We start from the raw sequence: 24714 nt of genomic DNA on the forward strand, positions 1-24714 counted from the left end.
AAGTCAGCAGCAGTTAGTGGCGGTTAGCAGCGATGCGTATTCTGTGAATTGTCGCATGACGGCGGATTTACAGCGGCGTGACGAGAGTAGACCTGCAAACGGCGCAAAAAATCCGTGGTGCTCAGGAACCGGTGAAAGAATGTCGTGGTGAAGCGGAAGGGAGAACAGCGAGGGAGGAAGGCGGCGGTTCAGGCGTAGCGATCCGCCTGAACCACGGGTAGCTGATGGCAGCGTGCCCGGTCTTATTCGCTTGGCGGCGGTACGTAGCCGTGCGCAGCATCGGCGCCTTCGCCGAAGAAATGCTTTTCCATCTGCACGGCCAGGTACTTGCGTGCGCGTGCGTCAGCCAGCATCAGGCGGTTTTCATTGACCAGCATGGTCTGGTGTTTGAGCCATCCGGCCCAGGCTTCCTTGGACACGCTTTCGTAAATACGCTTGCCCAGTTCGCCCGGGTACGGAGGGAAGTCGAGGCCTTCGGCTTCCTTGTTCAGTTTGATGCAATGGATCGTGCGTGCCATGTTGATTCCTTGTGTAAATTGATGATGTATTCAGGTCAGACATGAGAGGCGCATCGCTTCAAAAGAAGATTCAGCGGTTGAGTGCACGATATGTCAATTTCACGTGCAGCCTCACGTCCTGATCCCGACATTATAGATTCTTGATCAGCACCAGCGACTTGCGTTGCCAGTTGTACATGTGTTGTCTGTCCTTGGGCAGGTCGTCCACCGTCGCCAGCACGAAGCCGCGCCGCATGAACCAGTGCGAGGTGCGCGTGGTCAGCACGAACAGCTTGGTCAGGCCCGACTCGCGCGCGCGCGTTTCGATGTGCTTGAGGATACGCTCGCCGTCGCCTTGCGCCTGGACTTCCGGATTGACGGTGAGGCAGGCCATTTCGCCCATTCTTTCCTTCGGGAAAGGATAGAGCGCCGCACAGCCAAAGATCACGTTGTCATGCTCGATCACCGAGAAGTAATGGATCTCGCGCTCGATCAGTTCGCGGCCGCGCTTGACCAGCGTGCCGTCGGCTTCCAGCGGTTCGATCAGCTTGAGGATGCCGCCGACGTCTTCAATCGTGGCTTCGCGCAGGCTTTCGAGGTTCTCATAGGTGATCATGGTGCCGATACCATCATGGGTAAACAGCTCCAGCAGCACCGATCCATCGGTGGCGAACGGCACGATGTGCGCGCGCGACACGCCGGCGTTACAGGCCTTGACGGCGTTCTTCAGGTAGAAGGCGGCGTCCGGCGGCAGGAAGTTGGCCAGCAGCACGGCTTCGGCCTGGTGCGACGACAACTCGCGGATGTCAGTGCCGGCGGCATCGTGCATCAGCGGTGTTTCGCTCAGGAAAATCAGTTTCTCGGCGCGCAGGGCGATGGCGGCTGTTACCGCCACGTCTTCCATCGCCAGATTGAACGCTTCGCCGGTCGGCGAGAAGCCCAGCGGCGACAGCAGCACGATGCCGCCTGCGTTGAGAATCGGATGGATGGCGTCGGCCGCGACCTTACGGACGATGCCGGTCAGTTGCAGGTCGGCGCCGTCAATCACGCCCATTGGACGCGCCGTCACAAAGTTGCCGGAAATGACACGGATAGCCGCATGCGCCATCGGCGTATTCGGCAAGCCTTGGCTGAAGGCGGCTTCAATATCCAGGCGCAGTTCGCCGGCGGCTTCCTTGGCGCATTCCAGCGCAGCCGGGTCGGTAATGCGCAGGCCGTTGTGGAAGCGGGCTTCCACGTTACGCAGCGCCAGTTGCTCTTCGACCTGGGGTCGTGAGCCGTGTACCACGACGACGCGGATGCCGAGGGCATGCAGCAACGACAAGTCTTGCGCCAGAACGGCCAAGCCGCCTGCCGTTACCAGTTCGCCCGGAAAGGCGACCACAAAGGTCTTGCCGCGAAAAGCATGTACATAAGGTGCGACGGAGCGCAGCCACGCCACGAAACTGGCGTAATCGGTGTCATTTTCCATGTTGCGCATTATAGAACTCATTTCATAAATAGCGGTGAGATGCGTTTGCACCAGAAAGGGCACTGGCAAGGCGCGTGACGCGTCGCGCCGCTTGCCAAGGGAACCCACCCTTGGCTGCGCGACGCGCCTTGCACTACATCCCAAACAGGATCGTTCGCACTCGCCGCTATTTATGAAATGAGTTCTAACCATCCATGACGAATGTGGTGCGGCTCCATGCAGGCGCAGACTGTACCCGGACTGGATTGCAACACCGCTGCGAAGCCACAAGGAAGCTGCTGCGGCAGGTATAATCCCGCCTGTCATGTCAGTCACGAATCCACCCCCCCAAAATCCGTCCCCTTCGCCAAGCAAGGAAGCCCGTCGCCCCGAGCGCGCTGCAGGTCAGCCAGAGCAGGGGCAGCCAAAAGGTCAGTCTAAGCAGCAAGGCCAGCCAGGCGCGCCTGCTCAGCGAGGGCAACGCAATCAGCAACGTCCTGAACGCGCGCAGTCTGCACCATCTGCCCCACCAGCACCACCGGTGCGCAACCCGCTGCCCGAGATTACCTTCCCTGAAGAGCTGCCGGTTTCCGGCCGTCGTCAGGAGATCGCCGAGGCCTTGCAAGCCAATCAGGTCATCATCGTCAGCGGTGAGACCGGTTCCGGCAAGACCACGCAGTTGCCAAAAATTTGTCTGCAACTCGGTCGCGGCGAAAAGGGCCTGATCGGCCACACCCAACCACGTCGTATCGCCGCGTCGTCGACTGCCAAGCGCATCGCGCAGGAACTCGGTACACCGCCGGGCGAACACGTCGGCTTCAAGGTGCGCTTCAACGACACGCTGACCAAGGGCGCGTGGGTCAAGCTGATGACCGACGGCATTTTGCTGGCGGAGACGCAGACCGATCCGCTGCTGCGCCAGTACGACACCATCATCATCGATGAGGCGCATGAACGCAGCCTCAACATCGACTTCCTGCTCGGCTACCTGAAGCAACTGTTGCCGAAGCGTCCCGACCTGAAGGTCATCATCACCTCGGCGACCATTGACGCCGACCGTTTTGCGCGTCACTTCGGCAAAGAGGTCAACGGCGAGCTCAAGCCGGCACCGGTGATTGAAGTCTCGGGCCGCTTGTATCCGGTCGAGATTCGTTATCGTCCGGTCGACAATGCCGACCGCAGCAACCTAAACCTTGCCCCGGAAGTGGTCAACGCGCGTGCACGGGCCGAAGGCCGTGCAACGCAAGCGCAAAAGGACCGCGAACAGCGCGACCTGATGGACGCCGTGGTTGACGCCGTCGACGAGTTGGCGCGCATCGGCTCCGGCGACGTGCTGGTGTTCTTGCCCGGCGAACGTGAAATCCGCGATGCCGCCGAAGCGCTGCGCAAGCACCATCCGCCGCATGTGGAAATCCTGCCCTTGTTCGCGCGCTTGTCGGCGCAAGAGCAGGAGCGTGTCTTCAAATCCAGCAATGCGCGCCGCATCGTGCTGGCGACCAACGTCGCCGAAACCTCGCTGACCGTACCGGGCATCCGCTATGTGGTCGATGCCGGTCTGGCGCGCGTAAAGCGCTACAGCTACCGCAACAAGGTCGAGCAGCTGCAGATCGAAGCAGTCGCGCAATCTGCCGCCAATCAGCGCGCCGGCCGTTGCGGCCGTGTTGCTGCGGGCGTCTGTATTCGCCTGTACGACGAGCAGGATTATCTGCAACGTCCCAAATTCACCGAGCCGGAAATCCTCCGCTCGTCGTTGGCATCAGTCATCCTGCGGATGAAGTCGCTGCATCTTGCCGATGTCGAGACCTTCCCCTTCATTGAGCCACCGCTGGGCCGCGCGATTGCCGACGGTTACCAGTTGCTGCAAGAACTGGGCGCGGTTGACGAATTCAACCAATTGACACCGCTGGGCAATCAGCTCGCCAAGCTGCCGCTCGATCCGCGTGTGGGCCGCATGATTCTGGCCGGACGCGAGAACGCCTGTCTGTCCGAATTGCTGATCATTGCCTCGGCGTTATCGGTACAGGATCCGCGCGACCGCCCGATGGAAGCGCAGAACGCCGCCGACCAGGCACACAAGAAATTCGCTGACGAGAAATCCGAATTCCAGAGTTACCTCAAGATCTGGAAGTGGTTCGAAGAAGCCATCGAGCACAAAAAATCCAATCGCCAGCTGCAAGACCATTGCCGCGCCAACTTCCTGTCGCAGCTGCGTCTGCGTGAGTGGCGCGATGTGCATTCGCAATTGCTGACCATCGTGCGCGAGCAGGGCTGGCGCATGAACGAAGCGCCGGCGACCAACGAACAATTGCATACCGCTTTGCTGACCGGCTTGCTAGGCAACGTCGGTTTCAAGTCTGATGAGGATTCACACTACCTCGGCGCGCGCGGTATCAAGTTCCACATCTGGCCTGGTTCCAGCCTGCAGAAAAAAGCAGGCAAGTGGATCGTTGCCGCTGAGCTGGTTGATACCTCGCGCCTGTATGCGCGTTGCGTCGCGCAGATTCAACCGGAATGGCTGGAGCGCGTAGGCGGTCACCTGCTCAAGAAATCCTGGGGCGAACCGCGCTGGGAAAAGCGCAGCGCTCAAGTGACAGCATCTGAACGTGCGACCTTGTACGGCCTCGTGGTGTACAGCCAGCGCCGTATCAACTTCGGCCTGATCAATCCGCAGGAAGCACGTGAAATCTTCATCCGCGATGCGCTGGTCGGCGGTGACTTCGAGACGCGCGCGCCGTTCTTTGCGCACAACCAGAAGCTGGTACGCGAGATCGAAAACCTTGAACACAAATCGCGCCGCCTCGACGTCCTGGTGGATGACGAACTGATCGCGGCGTTCTACGACAAGCTGATTCCGGCAGACGTCTGCAACGGCATTGGTTTTGAGAAGTGGCACAAGGACGCCACTGCTGCAGATTCCAAAATGCTGTTCCTGAACCGCGACGACCTCATGCGTCACGAAGCCGCGGGCGTGACCACCGAGCTATTCCCCAAGACCATGACGGTGGCGGGTTTGAGCATGGCACTGTCTTACCATTTTGAGCCCGGCACGCCGCGCGACGGTGTCACGCTGACTGTGCCGCTGTACGCATTGAACCAAGTCTCGGCCGCACGCTGCGAATGGCTGGTGCCCGGCATGCTCAAGGAAAAAGTCCATCTTCTGCTCAAGTCGCTGCCGCAAAAATTGCGCCGACATTGCGTGCCGTTGCCGGACTACGCCGCCGGTTTCTGTGAGCGCATGGATGAGCGCCATCTGTTCGGCAAAGGAGATTTGATCGATGCCCTGATCGCCGATATCCGCGAGCAGATCACGATCATGGTGAAGACGACAGACTTCAAGCAAGAGACCTTGCCTGCGCATCACGCGATGAACTTCAAGATCATCGATGAACATGGCCGTCAGCTGGAAATGGGCCGCAATCTTGGCAGTCTGCAAGCCGAGTTCGGCGGTCAGGCGCGTGAACAGTTTCAAAAGCTGGCCGAACAGACTGCGATTACCGGTATCGCTACGCCGACAGCCTCCGCTACTGCGTCGCCTGCTGCGGACAAACCGGCGGCTGCCAAGGCAGCGCCGACGGCAAGTTCGAGTGCCGGCGCAGCGTCGGTCTCTGAATACGGCAATCTCACCAACTGGACCTTCGGCGAGTTACCTGAACTGCTGGAGATTCAGCGAGGTGGCCCAGGAAAGTCGCAAACGCTGATCGGCTTCCCGGCGCTGGTCGACAAGAAGACGCATTGCGATCTTGAAGTCTTCGACGATCCCACCGATGCCGCGCGCCAGCATTTCGCCGGCCTGCGCCGCTTGTTTGCGTTGCAGTTGAAAGAGCAGCTCAAGTATCAGGAAAAGAACATTCCCGGCTTGCAACAAATGGGAATGCAGTTCATGGCGCTGGGTTCGCAGGAAGAATTGCGCGATCAGATCCTGTTCGCAGGTCTGGAGCGCGCCTTCATGCAAGAGCCGTTGCCGCGCAACGCCGATGAATTCAATCGCCGCAAGGAAGAGGGCAAAGCGCGCTTTGGTCTGCTGGTCAATGAACTCGCGCGGCTGGCCGGACTGGTATTGGCCGAGTACTACACGCTGCCGAAGAAGCTGCAAACCATCAAGGCGCACGCCCAGGCCTCGGCCGACATCCAGTCGCAGTTGCAAAACCTGGTCGGCAAGCGCTTCATCGCAGACAACGACTACAACAACCTGATGCATTTCCCGCGCTACTTGAAGGCGGTCAATGTCCGGCTGGAAAAACTGCGCGCCGATCCGACCCGCGACACGCGTCTGCTGTCCGAGTGGATGCAGGTCGCCGCACCGTGGCAGCGCGCGCAAAAGGATCGCGGCGCCAACGATCCGAAGATGCTTGAATTCCGCTGGTTACTGGAAGAATTGCGGGTGTCGCTGTACGCGCAGGAGTTGCGTACGCCAATGCCCGTTTCGGTCAAGCGCCTGCAAAAAGTATGGGAAACCATGCAACGCTAGGCAGGATCGCGACGGAATATTGCCTGCCGACAGCAGGTTTGAGGGAACGATGCTGCATTTAGCGTAAAATTGCAGCACTTTTATCGCAATTCATTTACAAAAAGACAATGGCAATCAAATCCGACAAATGGATCCGTCGCATGGCGGAAAGCGAAGGCATGATCGAACCCTTCGAACCCGGTCAGGTCCGTGAGGCCAATGGCCAGAAGATCGTGTCCTACGGGACCTCGTCGTATGGCTACGATATTCGCTGCGCCAACGAATTCAAGATCTTTACCAACATCAACTCGACCATTGTCGATCCCAAGAATTTCGATGAAAAATCCTTCGTCGATTTTCATGGCGACGTTTGCATCATTCCACCGAACTCGTTCGCCTTGGCGCGCACCGTGGAATACTTCCGCATCCCGCGCAGCGTGTTGACCATTTGCCTTGGCAAGTCGACCTACGCGCGTTGCGGCATCATCGTCAACGTCACGCCTTTCGAACCCGAATGGGAAGGCTACGTCACGCTGGAGTTTTCCAACACCACGCCGCTGCCGGCCAAGATCTACGCCGGTGAAGGCTGCGCGCAGGTGCTGTTCTTCGAAAGCGACGAGATTTGCGAGACTTCCTACAAGGATCGCGGCGGCAAATACCAGGGCCAGCATGGCGTGACCTTGCCGAAGACCTGAGTCGATTCAGAGAATTGACTCGATCAAAAAACAGCCGTATGTTCTCAGGACATGCGGCTGTTTTCATTGGCGCATGCCGGTCGTGCTGTCAGGTCGTACCTAGCTTCTTGCTCGCCTTTGCACACTTTCTGGCTTCACCGATAAAGCGTTTTACCGCGCCTGACTGATCGTTGTCGCGATAGGCCAGATGCAATGGCGCTTTCAGGTCGGGAGCATCTTCGATGTTCAGGTAGGCGACGGATTCCAGTTCGACGTGGCGCATCGATGCCGGGATGATGGAGATACCGAGACCGGCTGCCACCAGGCTCAGCGTCGACAGGTTCTTGCGTGCCTCCTGCTCCACGCGCGGACTGAAGCCGGCGGCGCGACAGGCCGCGATGATGGTGTCGTACAGGCCCGGTCCGCTGGGCCGGCGGTTGAGGACGAAGATTTCTTCCGCAAGTGCCGCCAGTGGCACACTCTTGCGCCGCTTGTTGCGCACCAGCGGATGTCCCGAAGGCAGGGCGACGATCATCTGTTCGACCATCATCATTTCGATAGTGATATCGCTGACGTCGCCTACCGGGGAGCGGATGAAGGCCACGTCGATCCGGTTCTGACTCAATAGCGCCACCAGATCGGTGGTGCTGCTTTCTTCCACCGTCAGCGCCACATCAGGCGCGACGTCGCGGAAGGCGCGGATTACGGTCGGTACGAAGGGATGCAGCGACGCTGACTCGGTAAAACCAACCGCGATACGCCCCAACTCACCGCGTGCAATCCGTCGCACGCCCGCAACGGTCGAATCGACCTGAGACAAAATAATGCGCGCATCGATGAGCAGGGCATGGCCGCTTTCGGTCAATTCCATGCCGCGCGGCAGGCGATTGAACAAGGTCACGCCCAGCTCATTTTCCAGTGCCCGTATCTGCTGGCTCAGCGGCGGTTGTTGGATGCCGATGCGTTGTGCGGCCTTGGTCAGATGACCCTCTTCGGCGACGGCGATGAAGTAGCGCAGCAGGCGCAAGTCGATGGATGACATATGATTTAAATATGGATATGGTACTTGCCATATATTAGACAAAATAACTCTGCAAGAGTAGCCTTTCGTTTGTCGCGGCACAAGTCCCCGCAGCGAAGGCGAACCATCATGCACAACCAAAATATTCCACCAGATTCCACAGCAGCAACAAGGTCTACAACCAGCGCCATGGATGGTCACGACGATCGTGCCTCCGGCCGGGTGATCCCCACGTCGAAAGACCTGTTTCTCGGCTTTCTCGGCCTCGGCATGACGGCCTTCGGCGGCGCGTTGCCACTGGCGCATCGCATGGTCGTCGAACGCCATCGCTGGCTGACCGAAGCCGAATTCGTGGAGTTGCTTGGCCTCTGTCAGTTCCTGCCGGGCGGCAATATCATCAACCTGTCGGTGGCCCTCGGCATGCGCTTTCGGGGTGTCAAGGGCGCCGTGTCGGCTATCTTCGGCCTGATCGCCGTGCCGTCCATGGTGGTGATCATGCTCGGCATCCTCTATCAGCATTACCAGCACGATCCCAATATCAAACATCTGTTTGCCGGGCTGGCTGCTGCGGCTGCCGGCTTGCTGATTCAGATGGCAGTCAAGATCGCACTGCCGCTGCGCAAGAACCTGGTGCTGGCTGCGCTGGCCACCGTCTGCTTCATCGCCATCGCCTGGCTGCGTATTCCTCTGCTCTGGACCATGCTGGTGATGACGCCGGTGAGCGTGGTCATCACCGCGAAGTTCGCAGACAAGAAGGCCGCAAAAACTAACGCCGAAAAGGGAGCCGCAAAATGAGCGAAACCCTGATTGCACTTGCCATGATTTTTTCCGAACTGTCGGTGCTGGCATTCGGCGGCGGCAACACTATCCTCCCTGAGATGCAACGCCAGGTGGTGGAAGTCCATCACTGGATGACGGCGGAAGATTTCAGCGCTTTGTTCGCCTTGGGTCAGGCAGCACCCGGCCCCAACCTGATGATCGTGACGCTGGTCGGCTGGCACGTGGCCGGTTTCTACGGCATGCTGGTGACGACGCTGGCCAAGTTCGGCCCTTCGTCGCTGGTGACCATCGTGATGCTGCATGTGTGGGAGCGCTTCAAAGACAAACCATGGCGCCGTCATGTCCAATCCGGCCTGTTGCCGGTGACGGCCGGTCTGGTCGCCGCCAGCGCTGCGCTGATCGCACACGCATCGGTCACCAACGGCATCCTTGCTGTGATTACGGCGGCAACAGCCGCCATCTCGATCAAGACCAAGATTCATCCGCTGTGGTTGTTGTTCGGCGGAGCGGCGGCTGGGATGATTTTCTTGCGGTAAAGCACGACTGTTGCTGAAGTCATTCCGGCAATAAAAAAGCCGATCCGTTTTCTCCGGATCGGCTTTTTTTACGCATGCCAGAAATAGCGTTTATTGACGCACGCAATCCACAAAATAATCGCGGCGGCCGTCCACTTCGCGTTTTACCAGGCCGTGCACGTCGGTTTCGAATCCCGGGAATTTCTCATTGAAATCACGCGCAAACTTCAGGTAGTCGACGATGGTCTTGTTGAAGATTTCTCCCGGGATCAGCAGCGGGATGCCCGGTGGGTAAGGCGTCAACAGGATTGAGGTGACGCGGCCTTCGAGTTCGTCCAGCGGCACGCGGTCGATTTCGCGGTGAGCCATTTTCGAGAACGCATCGGATGGCTTCATCGCCGGTTGCATGTCGGACAGGTACATCTCTGTCGTCAGACGCGCGACGTCGTAGGCACGATAGGTTTCGTGGATTTGCTGGCACAGGTCGCGCAGGCCCAGACGCTCGTAGCGCGCGTTGCGGCCCTGGTTCGCGGCGGCGAACTCGGGCAGGATGCGCCAGATCGGCTGGTTCTTGTCGTAGTCGTCCTTGAACTGCTGCAGCGCTGTCACCAGCGTGTTCCAGCGGCCCTTGGTGATGCCGATAGTGAACATGATGAAGAAGGAATACAGACCGCATTTTTCGACGATAACGCCGTGTTCCGCCAGGTACTTGGTGACGATCGATGCAGGGATGCCGTTCTCGCCGAATTTGCCGTCGAGCGACAAGCCGGGAGTAACGATGGTCGCCTTGATCGGGTCGAGCATGTTGAAGCCTGGAGCCAGATTACCAAAACCGTGCCAGTCGTCTTCCGCTTTGATGACCCAGTCTTCGCGCTCGCCGATACCGTCGGCGGAGAAGCTGTTCGGGCCCCACACCTGGAACCACCAGTCCTGACCGAATTCCTGGTCAATCTTCTTCATGGCGCGGCGGAAATCCAGCGCTTCCAGAATACTTTCTTCTACCAGCGCGGTGCCGCCCGGTGCTTCCATCATTGCAGCAGCAACGTCGCACGAGGCGATGATCGAGTATTGCGGCGAGGTCGAGGTGTGCATCAGGAAGGCTTCGTTGAAGGCGTCCTGATCCAGCTGCACGGTTTCAGATTCGCGCACCAGAATCTGCGACGCCTGCGACAAACCGGCCAGCAGCTTGTGGGTCGATTGCGTCGAAAAGATCATCGACTTCTTGGCGCGCGGCCTATCCTTGCCGATGGCGTGCATGTCTTTGTAGAAGTCATGGAAAGTTGCGTGCGGCAGCCAGGCTTCGTCGAAGTGCAGGGTGTCGATTTCGCCGTCGAGCATTTCTTTCAAAGTCTCGACGTTGTAGACCACGCCGTCGTAGGTCGATTGCGTGATGGTCAGGATGCGTGGCTTCTTGTTCACGGCTTCGCGCGCGAACGGGTTGGCTTCGATTTTGCGACGGATGCTTTCCATCGTGAACTCTTCCAGCGGGATCGGTCCGATGATGCCGAGGTGGTTACGCGTCGGCATCAGGAAGACGGGAATCGCGCCGGTCATGATGATGGAGTGCAGGATGGACTTGTGGCAGTTGCGATCGACGACCACGATGTCGCCTGGCGCAACCGTCGAGTGCCAGACCATCTTGTTGGACGTCGAGGTTCCGTTGGTGACGAAATAGCAGTGGTCGGCGTTGAAGATGCGCGCAGCGTTGCGTTCCGAATCGGCAACCGGGCCGGTGTGGTCGAGCAGCTGGCCGAGTTCTTCCACGGCGTTGCAGACGTCGGCGCGCAACATGTTCTCACCGAAGAATTGGTGGAACATCTGGCCGATCGGCGACTTCAGGAAAGCCACGCCACCCGAGTGTCCCGGGCAGTGCCATGAATACGAACCGTCCTGCGCGTAGTGCACCAGCGCGCGGAAGAATGGCGGCGCCAGGCCGTCAAGGTAAGACTTGGCTTCGCGGATGATGTGGCGCGCCACGAATTCTGGCGTGTCTTCGAACATGTGGATGAAGCCGTGCAGTTCGCGCAGGATGTCGTTGGGGATATCGCGCGAGGTGCGGGTTTCACCGTACAGATAAATCGGGATGTCGGCGTTCTTGTGGCGGATTTCGCTGACGAAGGCGCGCAGGGATTTCAGCGCGAAATCGGTTTCTTCGGACGAGCCGGCGCCGAATTCTTCATCGTCGATCGACAGGATGAAGGCGGACGCACGCGATTGTTGCTGCGCGAACTGCGACAGGTCGCCGTAACTGGTCACGCCCAGCACTTCCATGCCTTCTTCCTTGATGGCGTCGGCCAGGGCGCGAATGCCCAGACCGGAAGTGTTTTCAGAACGGAAATCTTCGTCGATGATGACGATGGGGAAACGGAATTTCATAGGTTCTCCAGGAGAGCGCATGTGGGGTGGTGATCATGCGTTCAGTTAACACCGCGCCTGGGCGAAAAGCTTACGCGCTCGGACGGCTGTCTTCAGTGTATCGGGACAAGCCGGTCAAACAATGTCGCTGCAAATAGGGAAGCGCGATGGATTTCATACGGCTTCCAGCCTAGCAGAACCTTCATGAACCTGTTAGTCAAGCCGTCGTGCCGGATTGCGGCTAGAAAGCTGAGGAGACAGGTTCCAAAAAAGAAGCCGAATTTTCGCAGAAATCGAGAAATGATGGGGCGAAAACTAAAACCGATTTAGCCGAAAATCAGGGAAAAACAACAAAAACTGCCCTGACGCGTTCAGCGTCTTTCGTATGTCACAAATGCGTAGTCAAATTCCTGACTTTCGGAGCGGTGGGTTTCACGCGCCACCTCTTGCCACAGCTGGTGATCGATGGCCGGAAAGAAAGCGTCGCAGTCGAAGCTTTTGCCGATTTCGGTGACGATCAGGCGTGTGGCCAGCGGCAGCGATTCGGCGTAGATCTGGGCGCCGCCGATGATGAAGGAGTCAGTGCCTGCCACCAATGCCGCCGCATCTTGCAAAGATGATACTGTTTCAACGCCGGCATGCGACCACTCGCGATTGCGCGTGATGACGATATTACGGCGATTCGGCAGGGGACGTCCGATGGAGTCGAAGGTCTTGCGGCCCATGATGATCGGATGGCCGGAGGTCGTGCGCTTGAAATGCGCCAGATCTTCCGGTAAATGCCAGGGCAGGGTGTTGTTGATGCCGATGCCGTGTTTGTTGTCGGTGGCGACGATGACGCACAGTGCGCCGGAGGCGGAAGGTGTAGGTGACATGCCGATACTTGTGTAGGATTGCCGGAAGTTGGCGGGCATCGTGTTGCGCCGCACCGCCTTGAACAGGTTCTGAGGGCGTCATGTTACAGGACAGCCCGGCCGTCATGGAACTTTCTGGGAAGGAATTGCCCTTATAGAGGTATCCCCGGTAAGCAAAGAACCTGGCCAGCACTCCGCCAGCGATGGTTCTTTTCAGCAACTGTCGAGAAATTGTCATATGCTGCGCCGCCATGGCGTTTCGAGGATTTCAAGAGGGCGTAGCGAAAGTTCTTCAGCTCAACTCTTGGGCCAACTTGCGCAACATTGGGTAAACTACGCCATCTTTCGAAATGCCGGAGGGGCGTTATCGGATAAGAAAAACTGCATGTCAGACGGAAATCCAATGTTTTTATCTTTGTATCGGCGCGGCGCTCTGAAAGCCGCTGCCATCTCGTCTCCGTCCCGTCTCGTGGGGCAGGCTGTTCAAGCACTCTTGCCGGTTGCGCTGACCGCGCTGCTGGCTTTTTATGGAAACAACGCAGCGGCGTTCGACTTCAACGACGTTGCCGTGCGCGCCAAGGCGCTGGCCGGCAAGTCGTACAAAAAGCCCGCCGACAAGCTGCCGAAGGAAATCAAGGATCTCAGCTACGAGCAGGCCAATCAGCTGCATTTCAAGCAAGACCGCGCCTATTGGCGTCCAGAGAAGCTGCCGTTTGAATTGTCTTTTGTTCATCAGGGCGGCGCTTACGTCGAGCCGGTGCGCGTCAATGAAATCGTCGGAGGCGGCGTGCGCGAGATCGCGTTCAATTCGGGTTTGTTCGATTACAGCCATACGCGCATCGATGCGCGCCGTGTGCGCAACATCGGCTTTGCCGGATTCCGCATCCGCTATCCGGTCAATTCGGCCAAGGAAAAGGACGACGTCCTGACCTTCCTCGGTGCGAGCTATTTCCGCGCCATGGGCAAGGGCCAGGGTTACGGTATCTCGGCGCGCGGTCTGGCGATCGATACGGCGCTGTATTCGGGCGAGGAGTTTCCGCGCTTTACCGAGTTCTGGCTGAGCAGGCCGAACCCGGGTGACAAGGAGTTGACGATCTATGCGTTGCTGGACTCGCCGCGTGCGACCGGCGCTTATCGTTTTGTTCTGCGTCCCGGCGTGGACACGACGATCGACGTCAAGGCGCAGCTGTATTTGCGCGCCAACGTCACCAAGCTCGGCATTGCGCCGCTGACCAGCATGTTCTTCTTCGGTGAGAATCAGAACGGTCCTGCGGATGATTTCCGTCCGGAAGTACATGATTCCGACGGCTTGTCGATTCAGTCCGGCACCGGCGAATGGATCTGGCGTCCGCTGGTTAATCCGAAGCGCTTGCTGGTGACGGCCTTCAGTCTCGACAATCCGCTCGGTTTCGGTCTGATGCAACGAGATCGCCAGTTTTCCAGCTATGAAGATCTGGACTATCACTACGAAGCGCGTCCAAGCACATGGATCGAGCCGAAGGGCAAGTGGGGCGCGGGCCGGGTTGAGCTGGTGCAGATCCCGACACCGGACGAGACCAACGACAACATCGTTGCCTACTGGATGCCGAACAGCATGCCCAAGCAAGGTCAGCCGTTCAACGTCGAGTACAAGATGTACTGGCAAAAAGATGCAGAAAAGAAACCGCCGCTGGCCTGGGTTGCGCAAACGCGCTTCGGTCACGGCTACCGCGCCAAGAGCGACGATACGATAGGCATGTCAATAGACTTCGACGGCACGGCACTCAAGAAACTGCCGGCCAATGCCAGGGTGGAGGGGACAGTGGAGAGTGACGGCAACGGCAAGGTGGTCAGCGTGACGACCCGCCGCAATGACGTCTCCGGCGGCTGGCGCATGGAGTTGAAATTGCGCCGCAATGAAGATAACAAGCCGGTCGAACTGCGTGGATTCCTGAGGAACGCTGCGCAAAACGGCCCCGGCGCAACCCTGTCTGAAACGTGGAGCTACATATTACCCCCCAACTGAGGCAAGCCTCTGAAACATCGCAACGACTGGAGCGCTATCTCGACCGCCTGCCGCTGACGCCTGAGCAGCGCCAGGATCTGGCCGCCCGTGCGGGCGAGTTGGATTCCGGCGACGCCATGCGCGATCTGCATGGACTGCTGGCGGGCGAGCGTGGCTTGTCCGGCGCGTCTGTAAATCGATCTGTAAATCTATCCAGAAACGCATCCGATAATCCCGCGCACGACTCGGTTGCTGCGCGCCTTGAACTGCTGTACCCGCAAGCGGCTGTCAATGCCATCGCCACAAAGGTCCCGGCAAACAGCACAGCTGTCCCCGGCCCCGGCGACGATCTCAAGGTCGCACCTCCCATCAATCGCAAATCCATGGTTCCGCGTCCATGGGGCACGCTCAATCCGCTCTCACGTTGGGTGGAAGAAGCCACGCGCAAGTTCGAGCAGCGCGCTGCCCGTCGCAAGGGCCTGCCGCCAAAAGAACCGGTCTTCATCGAAGACACGCTGGACTTGCCTGATTCACCCGATCCACGCGGCTACTGGACGCACAGCGGCAACGTGCGCCGCATTGTGTTGCTGATCCTGATGCTGATGCAAAGCGCGCTGGCAACCTATTTTATGAGCGACGTCTTGCCCTATCACGGCGAGAAACCGCTGGAGATGGTGGTGCTGGCCTTGTTCGCCTTGCTGTTTTGCTGGGTGTCGGCGGGTTTCTGGACGGCCATGACGGGTTTCCTCGTGCTCATGCGCGGCGACGATCCTTATCTGATCTCGCACGAACAAGCCGGGCCTAAATGGATTGCACCGGGAGCACGCACCGCCATCGTCATGCCGATCTGCAACGAAGACGTGGCGCGCGTGTTTGCCGGTTTGCGTGCGACCTATGAATCGGTGGAACGCCACGGCGATCTCGACCGTTTCGATTTCTTCGTTCTCAGCGACAGCGGCGAGTCCGACATCTGCGCCGCCGAGACGCAAGCCTGGGCCAATCTGTGCAAGGACGTCGGCGGATTCGGCCGCATCTTTTATCGTCATCGCCGTCGCCGCGTCAAACGCAAGAGCGGCAACATCGATGACTTCTGCCGCCGCTGGGGTGCTGATTATCGTTACATGCTGGTACTCGATGCCGATAGCGTGATGAGCGGTCAATGCCTGTCGACACTGGTGCGCCTCATGGAAACCCATCCGAGTGCGGGCATCATCCAGACGGCGCCGCGCGCTGCCGGACGCGATACGTTGTATGCGCGTATCCAGCAATTCTCGACGCGTGTCTACGGCCCCTTGTTCACTGCCGGCTTGCATTACTGGCAGCTGGGTGAGTCGCATTATTGGGGCCACAACGCCATCATTCGCCTTGAGCCGTTCATGAAGCATTGCGCGCTGGCGCCGTTGCCTGGCGACGGTAATCTGTCGGGGCCGATTCTCTCGCATGACTTTGTCGAAGCCTCGCTCATGCGTCGCGCCGGCTGGTCGGTGTGGATCGCTTATGACCTCGACGGCAGCTATGAAGAAATGCCGCCCAACCTGCTCGACGAGCTCAGCCGCGATCGTCGCTGGTGCCAGGGCAATCTGATGAACTTCCGCCTGTTCCTCGCGCGCGGCATGCACATCGTGCATCGTGCCGTGTTTGTCACCGGTGTGATGGCTTACTTGTCGGCACCGTTGTGGGCCTTGTTCCTGGCACTGTCGACGGTGCTGCTGGCAACCCATACGCTGATCGATCCGCAATACTTCGTCGAGCCGCGCCAGTTGTTCCCAATCTGGCCTGAGTGGCATCCCGAGAAGGCCCTGGCGCTGGTGTCGGCCACAGCAACGATCTTGTTCCTGCCGAAGATTCTCAGCGTGCTGCTCATCATCGCCAAGGGGGCAAAAGGCTACGGTGGTGCCGTGCGCGTGACGCTGAGCATGTTCATCGAATTGCTGTTCTCGATGATGCTGGCGCCGGTGCGCATGCTGTTCCATACACGCTTTGTGCTTGGCGCTTTCCTCGGCTGGGCCTTGAGCTGGAAGTCGCCGCCGCGCGCCGACAATGAAACCGGCTGGGGTGAGGCCTTCCGCCGCCACGGCGTACATTCGGTACTCGGTGTTGCGTGGGGTGCGGTGGTGTACTGGCTCAATCCCTCGTTCATCTGGTGGCTGATGCCGATCGCCGGTTCGCTGGCTTTGTCAGTGCCGCTGTCGGTGCTGTCGAGTCGCGTGTCCTTCGGGCGTCTGTTCCGCCGTTCCAAACTGTTCTCGATTCCGGAAGAAGTCGATGCGCCACGCGAGTTGCGCGACACCGTTTCGCATCTGAATGCGACCGCGCCGTTGCCGGGCTTTATCGATGCCGTCGTTGATCCGTCCGTCAATGCACTGGTGTGCGCCAGCGCGCATGGTCATCCGCGCATGCCGGCAGTCAGTCGCGGCGCGGGCGATTCGCTGGTGCTGCAGGCATTGCGTCGCGGTCCCGGCGTTTTGACCGAGAAGCAGAAGCACACGTTGCTGGATGATCCGCGCCTGTTGTCGGAGCTGCATCTGGCAGTCTGGAGTCAACCGACGCGGCACTCATCCTGGATGGCGGCGAAATGAGGAGAGACGACGTGGAAGACATGTCCGATATGACCGCAGAAAATCGCCACCTGGCCGATCCGGCGGCGGTACCCGATCAGCGTCGGCGCAAGCTGATTCGCCGCGGCTGGAGCGCGCTGGCTTTATTGTTGGTGGTGGCTGCCGGTGTGGTGGGCTGGTACGGTTACCGTCAGCGTCACCCGCAACCGGTGCCGGTCAGGCTGGAAACCGTCATCGCCGAACGCGCCGACATCGAGCAAGTCGTCAACGCCACCGGCAACGTCGCCATGCAGAGTTATGTCGACGTCGGCACCAAGGTCACCGGTCAGATTTCGGACGTTTATGTTGGTATCGGTGAAACGGTCAAGGAAGGCAAATTGCTGGTTGCTATCTCGCCCGTGGTGCAGGCCGGCCGTGCCGAAAACAACCGTGCTCAGATGGCGCGCCTCAAGGCCGAACTGGCGGGACAAAATGCCCAGCTCGATTTCGCCCAGTTGCAATTTCAGCGTCAGACTCAGTTGAAGGCAGAGAACGCCACACGCGAAGAAGCCTTCGAATCCAGCCGCATGGGTATGTATTCCGCCGCGGCCAAAGTCGATGCCATCAACGCACAGATCCAACAGCTCGATGCGACCATGAAGGAAGACGAAGCGGTACAAAAGCAGACCAAGATCGTCGCCCCCATCAGCGGTACTGTGGTGGCCTTGTCGGCGCGTATCGGCCAAGCCTTGTCTGCAAATCAGGATGTTCTCATGCGCATCTCGGATCTGAGCAAGATGAGTGTGCAGGCACGTGTGGCTGAGGAGGACGTCACGCAACTGCACAAGGGCATGACCGCGTATTTCAGCACTCCCGGCTATCCAGGAAAACGTTGGGCAGGCAAGCTGCGGCAGATCATGCTGCTGCCCGCGGACGATTCCGGCAGGCAAGGCAAGAAAGCGTTTTACACGGTCTTGTTTGACGTCGCCAACCCCAGCCGTGAATTGATGGCGGGTATGACGGCGGATGTTTTCTTCGTGCTGTCCAGAGTGGAGCGCGCGGTGACGATTCCTGCGTCGCTGGTGGTCAAGCCGGACAACAAAGGCATGCAAAAGCTGAAGATATTGCACGCTGACGGGAAGCTCGAAACGCGCGATGTCAGGATCGGTATCCGTAACGCCGACAAGGCGCAGGTTATTTCCGGGTTGGCAGAGGGGGAGCAGGTATTGTTGCCTGCATCACCGGCAGCAGCATCCACGACACGTACCGGCGACAAGGCCGGTTAGTTTTTTCAGCTCTTATAGCTCTCATTCTTGCTACAGGTTTTTCATGGCGTTTTTCTCCGGTGATTATTCGATGAAGCCAATCAGCGCCGCCGTCATGGCCGTGATGTTGGCCGGTTGCGCCGTGACCCAGGTGGACGTCGAGCCTGTGCAAAAAGTGGACGTGCCGAAGCAGTGGAGCGATCCTTCCGTTTCTCCATCTTCGGCCGGGGCCGACAGTGCGCAGCAGATCGCTCTCGACGCCGATTGGTGGAAGCAGTTCGGCAGCGCGGAGTTGAGCAGCCTGGTCATCGAAGGGCAGAATAACAATTTTGAAATCGCCGCCGCCATGTCGCGCATACGCCAGGCAGAAGCCAACGCCCGTATCGCCGGCGCGCCGCTGTTGCCGGATGCCGACATCGCCTCCAGTGCCAACCGTAGTCTGCCATTGAGCGGTGGCACTGCAACGACTTCTGCCAGCGGCATGTTGGAGATCAACTACGAAGTCGATTTCTGGGGCAAGAATAAAGCCGGCCTTGCTGCCGCCGAAGCCTCGTTGCGTGCCAATATCTACGATCGCGAAACCGTCGCGCTGACCGTCACCAGCGGTATCGTCTCAACGTTTCTGCAAGTGTTGTCGCTGCGTGACCGGTTGCAAATCGCCCAGCAAAACGTTGCCAACGCCCAGCGCGTGTTGAAGTTGGTTGAGTCGCAAAGCCGCGCGGGCGCTGCATCGCCGCTTGATCTTGCGCGCCAGCGTTCCGCGCTGGCGAATCAACAGGCTGCGATCCCCGATCTGATGCAGCAAGAGCGCGACGCTCAGACTGCATTGGCGACCTTGCTCGGTCGCCCGCCGCAAAGCTTTGTCGTCAATGAAAAGGGGTTGGCTGCGATCCAGATGCCGAAGATCGCCCCCGGTTTGCCGTCAGAATTGTTGACGCGCCGTCCTGACATTCGCCGCGCCGAAGCACGTCTGGCTGAAGCCAATGCCAACGTCGCCGTCGCACGCGCAGCCTTGTTTCCGAGTATCCGCCTGACCGGTTCTACCGGCGCGCAAAGCAATGCCTTGTTGTCATTGTTCGACGGCCCTAATCTGCTGGCCAATCTTGGGGCATCATTGACCGCACCGATTTTTGATGCAGGCCGCCTGAGCAGCCAGCGCGATCTGGCGATTGCTCAAAAGCAGGAGCTGGTGCAGGTCTACCGTTCGGCAGTTGTCAGCAGCTTGTCGGAAGTGGAAAAATCGCTGGGTGCAATTCGCAGTCTGGAAGAACGCTACCGCCTCAAAAATCAGGAAGTCGACCAGGCGCGCTTTGCGTTTGAATTATCCGAAATTCGCTATCGCGTCGGCGCCGAAGATTTGATGGTGGTGCTGGACACGCAACGGATACTCTCGGAAGCGCAGAACCAGCTGGGGCAGATCAAGTTGCAACGTCTGCAGGCAACGGTCTCGCTCTACAAGGCCTTGGGTGGAGGATGGAAAGATGATGTGCCCAGCGGCAATCCGGCAACGGGTTCCGGCGGCACGCTTGAGAAGGCTGGCGCTGCTTCCTGATATTCAGGGACTCATACCGGCAACAGACGATACTGAAAAAGCTTAGAACAGGATGGCAGTCGTGGCCGGTCCGACATCAACCTCTTGCATAGCACGCTGCACCTCGTGACCGGCCTCCGTTTGTTCACGGGACAAGGCCCACGGATACAGCAATCCCAATCCCGCCATCGCCACTGCTGCGGCAAACGCAAAGGCATCCCACTGCGGTAAGCCGGGCAGCGCCAGCACGGCAATCACCACGAGCGATGTCAGAAAGGAAATTGATTTCGGAAGGTTGCGCATGACGGAATCCTTTTGAATGTCTCTCGATGCACTATAGATGCTGCGCTGCGGTAAGTGAAATAACTATTACAACTTAGGGCCTGTTAGCAATCAATTTGCGAGGTGCGTTCCCTCCGGGAACGGCTACAGGCACCGCTTGCCGTTGTTGCAGCTCCAAGGGCTTGCAACTTCGATAGCACCGCTATGTCGCGTCGCTGCGCCTAGGCAGTCAACGCCTGCCGCGCGTTCGCACTCGCAAGTTGATTGTTAACAGGCCCGAGCTAAGCACCAATTTGATTTAAAGACAGCGGGTGTAGTTTCCGCTGCTATATTTTCCGCAGGCGAAAAAAAACGCCTGCGAACGGGCAGGCGTGTTGGCAGAGCAGTTGAACGCGTCAGACGGCGACCGGTGCCTTGATGTGCGCCTGTGCTTCATAGCCGGTGATTTCAAAGTCATCGAATTGATAGTCGAAGATGCTTTCCGGCTTGCGATTGATTTGCAATTTTGGCAACGGGCCTGGCGTGCGGGCAAGTTGTTCCTGCACCTGTTCCATGTGGTTGGAGTAAAGGTGGCAGTCACCGCCGGTCCAGACAAAGTCACCCACATCGAGGCCGGTCTGTTGCGCGACCATGTGCGTCAGCAACGCGTAGGATGCGATATTGAAAGGCACGCCCAGGAAGATATCGGCGCTGCGCTGATACAGTTGGCAAGACAGCTTGCCGTCGGCCACATAAAACTGGAAGAACGCATGACAAGGCGGCAACTTCATCTGCGGGATGTCGGCCACGTTCCACGCCGACACGATCAGGCGGCGCGAATCCGGGTTGTTCTTGATCTGGCTGACGACTTGTGCGATCTGGTCGATATGCTCGCCGTTCGGTGCAGGCCAGGAGCGCCATTGGTAGCCATAAATTGGCCCCAGATTGCCTTCCGGATCTGCCCATTCATCCCAGATCTTGACGCCGTTTTCTTTCAGATAAGCAATGTTGGTCGAGCCGGCCAGGAACCAGATCAGTTCATGGACGATGGACTTGATATGCAGCTTCTTGGTGGTCAGGAGGGGGAAGCCTTCCTGCAGGTTGAAGCGCATCTGGTGGCCGAAGACAGAACGGGTACCGGTGCCGGTGCGGTCGGTTTTTTCGGTGCCATGTTCGTAGACATGGCGCATGAAATCGAGGTATTGGCGCATGGGGGTTGGTGCTGATGGAATGAGGGGGATTGTAACTTATTTGGGAGGCAGCTTTGTTTTTGGGAGGCGTCTTGGCTGGACTCGGTTTGTTTGTAGCTGATGCTTTTCTTTCTTCGGACGACCTTGCCGGGCTACCCCCGGCACGCGTGATCGAAGAAAGAAAAGCTGAAGCAACCGAAAAGCAAAGTCGGAACAAAACACAAAAACTAAAGCTTACTTCTGCGTAGCCTTCCTCACAGCAGTCACCTGATCAGCAGTCACAACACCTCCGTGATTCCCCCAATTCCCACGAACAAAACTCACCACCTCCGCAACTTCCTGATCACTCAGGCGCCACCCGAATCCAGGCATCCCCATCGCCGAAGGATCCGACTTGGTGGAAGGCATCGCGCTACCCGCCAGCACGATATGAATCAGTGAGGTCGGGTCGTCGACATTGACGACTGCGTTCTTGCCCAGCGCCGGAAAGGCCTTCATTGCGCCGGTACCGTCCGAGCGATGGCAGGCGTTGCAGTTGTTGAGATACACCGTCGCACCGGCAGTCTGCAGCTTGCCTGATCGCAGTTCCAGCGTGGCTGGTTGATCTGCGCCGGCAGCATTGGATGCGGCGGCAGCTTTCGTATTGCCGGCCATGGCATTACCTGACTTTTTGCCGGGCAAGCTGCTGAGATATTCAGCGATTGCCTGCAAGTCGGCGGTGTTCAGATACTGCGTGCTGTCATTGATGACCTGGCTCATCGCGCCAAAGGCTGCGCCGTCCTCTGAGCGACCAGTGCGCAGGTAGGTGGCGATTTGCTGCTGGCTCCAGCGTCCCAGTCCGTCCTTGTCGTTGCGCAGGCTCGGTGCGTGCCAGTTGTCCAGCGTGTAGCCGGCGAGGAAGCTGTCGCTGCCGCCGTCCAGCGATTGCTCCTGACCGAGGCGTCCGTGCGGCGTGTGGCAGGCACCGCAGTGGCCCAAGCCTTGCACCAGATAGGCGCCGCGGTTCCAGTTGACGCTCTGCGTGGTGTCAGCCTTGAAGGGTTTGTCGCTGAAGAACAGCATGTCCCATCCCGCCATCAGGATGCGCATGTTGAACGGGAAGGGCAGCGCCGTCTTTGGATTGTCTTGCTGCACTGGCTTCACGCCCTGCGTGAAATAGGCGTACAACGCAGAGACGTCTTCGTCGCTGAGTTTGGCAAACGAGGTATACGGCATCGCCGGATACAGGCGGCTGCCGTCCTTGCGCTTGCCCTTGCGCAGTGCAGAAGAGAAATCGTCGTAGCTGTAGTTGCCGATGCCGGTCTGCTTGTCCGGCGTGATGTTGGTGGAATAGATGGTGCCGAACGGCGTGTTCATCGCCAGCCCGCCGGTGAAGGGTGCCTTGCCTTTGACCGTGTGACAGGCCATGCAGTCGCCGGCGCGGGCGAGATATTCGCCGCGCTGGATCTGCTCAGGCTGGGGCGTCGACGGTGTGGGATTGACTGTTTGCGCAGATGCTTGGCCAGACACGCTCAGCGTTGCTGCAACCGAGCTTGCAAACAACACCTGCCCGAAGAAGCGGGCGCTCATGCTTGCACCAGCGGGCCGGGGTTTTTCAGATAGCGTTCGCGGATCGCGGCAGCCGACCAGTAAGCCAGTGCGCCGACCATGCCGGTCGGGTTGTAGGCCCAGTTTTGCGGGAAGGCGCTGGCGCCCATCACGAAGACGTTGTGCACGTCCCAGCATTGCAGGTATTTATTGATCACGCTGTTGCTTGGCTTGTCGCCGCAGATGGCGCCGCCGGTGGTGTGCGTGGTCTGGTACGGTCGTACGTCGTAGTGATCGCCGAATTTAGGCGGGTGCGGCGTGAAGGCTTTCGGGTTCATGGCTTTGGCGACCAGTGCGGCTTTTTCGGTGACGAACTGCGACATGCGCACTTCGTTGTCTTTCCAGTCGTAGGTCATGCGCAAGAGCGGCACGCCATAGACGTCCTTGTAGGTCGGGTCGAGATCGAGATAGTTTTCGCGGTTGGCCATGACCGAGCCTTCGGTACCGATATTGAAGGAATGCAGGTAGTTATCCTTCAGCGCTTTTTTCCATTGGCTGCCCCACTTAGGCGTGCCGTCCGGCACCATCGATTGTCCGATCGGCCGGCCGCCGGTGACCATCGCGCTGACATAGGCGCCGCCGACGAAGTTGTGCGGGCCGTGGTCGAAGTTGTCACCATTGAAGTCATCGAACACCTGGCCGCCGGAACCCGCACCGATGAACGGATTGATCGCCACGTCCTTGTCGAAGAAGACCGATACCGAGCTGTTCTTTTGGTACGCGTAGTTCTTGCCGACCACGCCTTCGCCGGTCTTGGGGTCATACGGTTTGCCGATGCCGGACAACAGCAGCAGGCGCACGTTGTGCATCTGGTAGGCGCACAGGATCACGATGTCGGCAGGTTGCTCGACCGAGCGGCCTTGTCCATCGATATAGGTGACGCCGCTGGCGTGCTTGCCATCGCTGTCGAGGTTGACCTTGGTGACATAGGATTTGTCGCGCAACTCGAAGTTGGGTTTCTTCAGCAGCGCCGGCAGGATACAGGTTTGAGGCGACGCCTTGGAATACATGTAGCAGCCGAAGCGTTCGCAGTAACCGCAGAAGTTGCAGGGGCCGAGCTGCATGCCGTACGGGTTCTGATAAGCCTGCGATGCATTGGCCGCAGGAATCGGAAACGGATGGTAGCCGACTTCGCGCGCGGCCTTGGCGAACAGGTTGGCGGGGGCGTTGTCCTTCAGCGCCGGCACCGGATAGTCGCGCTTGCGCGGTGCTTCAAAGGGATTGCCGCCTTCGATGATCTGGCCGTTGATGTTGCCTGCCTTGCCGGAGACGCCGGCGATGTATTCGAAGCGATCGTAAAACGGTTCCAGCTCGGCATAGGTCATCGGCCAGTCCTGAATCGTCATGTCGACCGGGATGAAACGTTTGCCGTAGCGCTGTTCGTAGTGAGTGCGGATTTGCAGTTCAGCGTCATAGGCGCGCCAGGTCATGCCGTTCCAGTGCACACCGGCGCCACCGACACCATCGCCCAGCAGGAAGGAACCCAGTTGCCGGTACGGCAGTGCGTCGTCGTTGATCGAATGGCGCACCGTCACGGTTTCCTTCGACAGGTTCTGCATGAGCTTGTAGCGCACCGCATAGGTCAGCTCGTCGGCGATTTTGGGATAGGCGAAATCGGGATTGGTGTCACGGTTTTCGCCGCGCTCCAGGCCGACGACGGTCAGGCCTGCGTCAGTCAGTTCCATCCCCATGATGGAGCCGGTCCAGCCCATGCCGACCAGCACGACATTGACTTTTGGTTTGGTGATATCAGCCATTTTCTTGTT

At 58.9% G+C, this 24714-nt stretch carries 17 protein-coding genes; 8 read left to right on the plus strand and 9 right to left on the minus strand.

The annotated features are described in order from the left end of the window. Positions 1 to 242: 242 nt before the first annotated feature. Together PQR63_RS06135 and argA are read right to left on the minus strand one after the other, a co-directional pair. Complete coding sequence (locus tag PQR63_RS06135; protein ID WP_408166520.1) at positions 243 to 518, minus strand: oxidative damage protection protein; 276 nt, start codon at positions 516 to 518, stop codon at positions 243 to 245. Between the two features lie 130 nt (positions 519 to 648). Beyond that, on the minus strand, positions 649 to 1977 hold the full coding sequence (argA, locus tag PQR63_RS06140) for an amino-acid N-acetyltransferase (protein ID WP_157050740.1): 1329 nt from the start codon (positions 1975 to 1977) through the stop codon (positions 649 to 651). Positions 1978 to 2272: 295 nt separating this feature from the next. On the opposite strand from argA, the gene hrpA reads away from it, so the two are divergent. Further along, complete coding sequence (gene hrpA / locus PQR63_RS06145; protein ID WP_408166522.1) at positions 2273 to 6415, plus strand: ATP-dependent RNA helicase HrpA; 4143 nt, start codon at positions 2273 to 2275, stop codon at positions 6413 to 6415. A gap of 107 nt (positions 6416 to 6522) precedes the next feature. Continuing rightward, entirely contained in the window at positions 6523 to 7089 is a 567-nt protein-coding gene (gene dcd / locus PQR63_RS06150; protein ID WP_016833037.1) for a dCTP deaminase, read from the plus strand. A gap of 88 nt (positions 7090 to 7177) precedes the next feature. Here dcd and PQR63_RS06155 read toward each other — a convergent pair whose 3' ends face one another. Further along, positions 7178 to 8110 (minus strand): LysR family transcriptional regulator, encoded by a 933-nt coding sequence (locus PQR63_RS06155; protein WP_408166524.1) that lies wholly within the window; start codon positions 8108 to 8110, stop codon positions 7178 to 7180. A gap of 168 nt (positions 8111 to 8278) precedes the next feature. Between PQR63_RS06155 and PQR63_RS06160 the strand changes: the two genes are divergently transcribed. Beyond that, positions 8279 to 8884, plus strand: a complete 606-nt coding sequence (locus PQR63_RS06160; RefSeq protein WP_408166786.1) for a chromate transporter — start codon at positions 8279 to 8281, stop codon at positions 8882 to 8884. Then, positions 8881 to 9405 (plus strand): chromate transporter, encoded by a 525-nt coding sequence (locus tag PQR63_RS06165; protein WP_408166526.1) that lies wholly within the window; start codon positions 8881 to 8883, stop codon positions 9403 to 9405. Before PQR63_RS06160 ends, PQR63_RS06165 begins: the two co-directional genes overlap by 4 nt. A 90-nt stretch (positions 9406 to 9495) precedes the next feature. On the opposite strand, the gene PQR63_RS06170 is transcribed toward PQR63_RS06165, so the two are convergent. Then, a complete protein-coding gene (locus PQR63_RS06170; RefSeq protein ID WP_144969731.1) occupies positions 9496 to 11760 on the minus strand; it encodes an arginine/lysine/ornithine decarboxylase in 2265 nt (754 codons plus the stop codon). Between the two features lie 350 nt (positions 11761 to 12110). Beyond that, positions 12111 to 12614 carry a dihydrofolate reductase gene (locus PQR63_RS06175; protein WP_408166528.1) on the minus strand — a complete coding sequence of 168 codons (504 nt, stop codon included), beginning with the start codon at positions 12612 to 12614 and terminating at the stop codon, positions 12111 to 12113. 382 nt (positions 12615 to 12996) lie between these two features. Between PQR63_RS06175 and PQR63_RS06180 the strand changes: the two genes are divergently transcribed. Genes PQR63_RS06180 through PQR63_RS06195 form a run of 4 tightly spaced genes read left to right on the plus strand, consistent with a single transcriptional unit; the run spans position 12997 to position 19931 of the window. Beyond that, positions 12997 to 14598 carry a glucan biosynthesis protein G gene (locus PQR63_RS06180; RefSeq protein ID WP_408166530.1) on the plus strand — a complete coding sequence of 534 codons (1602 nt, stop codon included), beginning with the start codon at positions 12997 to 12999 and terminating at the stop codon, positions 14596 to 14598. Continuing rightward, the gene (gene mdoH, locus PQR63_RS06185; protein WP_408166532.1) at positions 14571 to 17156 is read left to right on the plus strand and encodes a glucans biosynthesis glucosyltransferase MdoH; all 2586 of its coding nucleotides are present in this window, start codon (positions 14571 to 14573) and stop codon (positions 17154 to 17156) included. The genes PQR63_RS06180 and mdoH overlap by 28 nt, the downstream gene beginning before the upstream one ends. Continuing rightward, positions 17153 to 18400, plus strand: a complete 1248-nt coding sequence (locus PQR63_RS06190) for an efflux RND transporter periplasmic adaptor subunit (RefSeq protein WP_408166534.1) — start codon at positions 17153 to 17155, stop codon at positions 18398 to 18400. Before mdoH ends, PQR63_RS06190 begins: the two co-directional genes overlap by 4 nt. A 43-nt stretch (positions 18401 to 18443) precedes the next feature. Next, a complete protein-coding gene (locus tag PQR63_RS06195) occupies positions 18444 to 19931 on the plus strand; it encodes an efflux transporter outer membrane subunit (RefSeq protein ID WP_408166536.1) in 1488 nt (495 codons plus the stop codon). Between the two features lie 42 nt (positions 19932 to 19973). Here the strand turns inward: PQR63_RS06195 and PQR63_RS06200 are convergent, their stop codons facing one another. From PQR63_RS06200 to PQR63_RS06215, 4 genes are all read right to left on the minus strand, one after another. Then, on the minus strand, positions 19974 to 20213 hold the full coding sequence (locus PQR63_RS06200) for a hypothetical protein (protein WP_408166538.1): 240 nt from the start codon (positions 20211 to 20213) through the stop codon (positions 19974 to 19976). Between the two features lie 374 nt (positions 20214 to 20587). Then, positions 20588 to 21382 (minus strand): thymidylate synthase, encoded by a 795-nt coding sequence (locus PQR63_RS06205; protein ID WP_094564895.1) that lies wholly within the window; start codon positions 21380 to 21382, stop codon positions 20588 to 20590. Positions 21383 to 21595: 213 nt separating this feature from the next. Next, positions 21596 to 22930 (minus strand): c-type cytochrome, encoded by a 1335-nt coding sequence (locus PQR63_RS06210; protein ID WP_408166540.1) that lies wholly within the window; start codon positions 22928 to 22930, stop codon positions 21596 to 21598. After that, entirely contained in the window at positions 22927 to 24705 is a 1779-nt protein-coding gene (locus PQR63_RS06215) for a GMC family oxidoreductase (RefSeq protein WP_408166542.1), read from the minus strand. Before PQR63_RS06215 ends, PQR63_RS06210 begins: the two co-directional genes overlap by 4 nt. Positions 24706 to 24714: the final 9 nt, after the last annotated feature.

It is taken from the genome of Herbaspirillum rhizosphaerae, assembly GCF_046025915.1.
Taxonomy (GTDB): Bacteria; Pseudomonadota; Gammaproteobacteria; order Burkholderiales; family Burkholderiaceae_D; genus Herbaspirillum; species Herbaspirillum rhizosphaerae_A.

Bases quoted from the DNA above. Each gene is read 5' to 3' on its own strand.
- PQR63_RS06165 (WP_408166526.1), top strand. From the start codon at position 8,881: ATGAGCGAAACCCTGATTGCACTTGCCATGATTTTTTCCGAACTGTCG.
- argA (WP_157050740.1), bottom strand. From the start codon at position 1,977: ATGCGCAACATGGAAAATGACACCGATTACGCCAGTTTCGTGGCGTGG.
- dcd (WP_016833037.1), top strand. From the start codon at position 6,523: ATGGCAATCAAATCCGACAAATGGATCCGTCGCATGGCGGAAAGCGAA.
- PQR63_RS06215 (WP_408166542.1), bottom strand. From the start codon at position 24,705: ATGGCTGATATCACCAAACCAAAAGTCAATGTCGTGCTGGTCGGCATG.
- PQR63_RS06135 (WP_408166520.1), bottom strand. From the start codon at position 518: ATGGCACGCACGATCCATTGCATCAAACTGAACAAGGAAGCCGAAGGC.
- PQR63_RS06180 (WP_408166530.1), top strand. From the start codon at position 12,997: ATGTTTTTATCTTTGTATCGGCGCGGCGCTCTGAAAGCCGCTGCCATC.
- hrpA (WP_408166522.1), top strand. From the start codon at position 2,273: ATGTCAGTCACGAATCCACCCCCCCAAAATCCGTCCCCTTCGCCAAGC.
- PQR63_RS06210 (WP_408166540.1), bottom strand. From the start codon at position 22,930: ATGAGCGCCCGCTTCTTCGGGCAGGTGTTGTTTGCAAGCTCGGTTGCA.
- PQR63_RS06205 (WP_094564895.1), bottom strand. From the start codon at position 21,382: ATGCGCCAATACCTCGATTTCATGCGCCATGTCTACGAACATGGCACC.
- PQR63_RS06175 (WP_408166528.1), bottom strand. From the start codon at position 12,614: ATGTCACCTACACCTTCCGCCTCCGGCGCACTGTGCGTCATCGTCGCC.
- PQR63_RS06190 (WP_408166534.1), top strand. From the start codon at position 17,153: ATGAGGAGAGACGACGTGGAAGACATGTCCGATATGACCGCAGAAAAT.
- PQR63_RS06200 (WP_408166538.1), bottom strand. From the start codon at position 20,213: ATGCGCAACCTTCCGAAATCAATTTCCTTTCTGACATCGCTCGTGGTG.
- PQR63_RS06195 (WP_408166536.1), top strand. From the start codon at position 18,444: ATGGCGTTTTTCTCCGGTGATTATTCGATGAAGCCAATCAGCGCCGCC.
- PQR63_RS06160 (WP_408166786.1), top strand. From the start codon at position 8,279: ATGGATGGTCACGACGATCGTGCCTCCGGCCGGGTGATCCCCACGTCG.
- PQR63_RS06170 (WP_144969731.1), bottom strand. From the start codon at position 11,760: ATGAAATTCCGTTTCCCCATCGTCATCATCGACGAAGATTTCCGTTCT.
- PQR63_RS06155 (WP_408166524.1), bottom strand. From the start codon at position 8,110: ATGTCATCCATCGACTTGCGCCTGCTGCGCTACTTCATCGCCGTCGCC.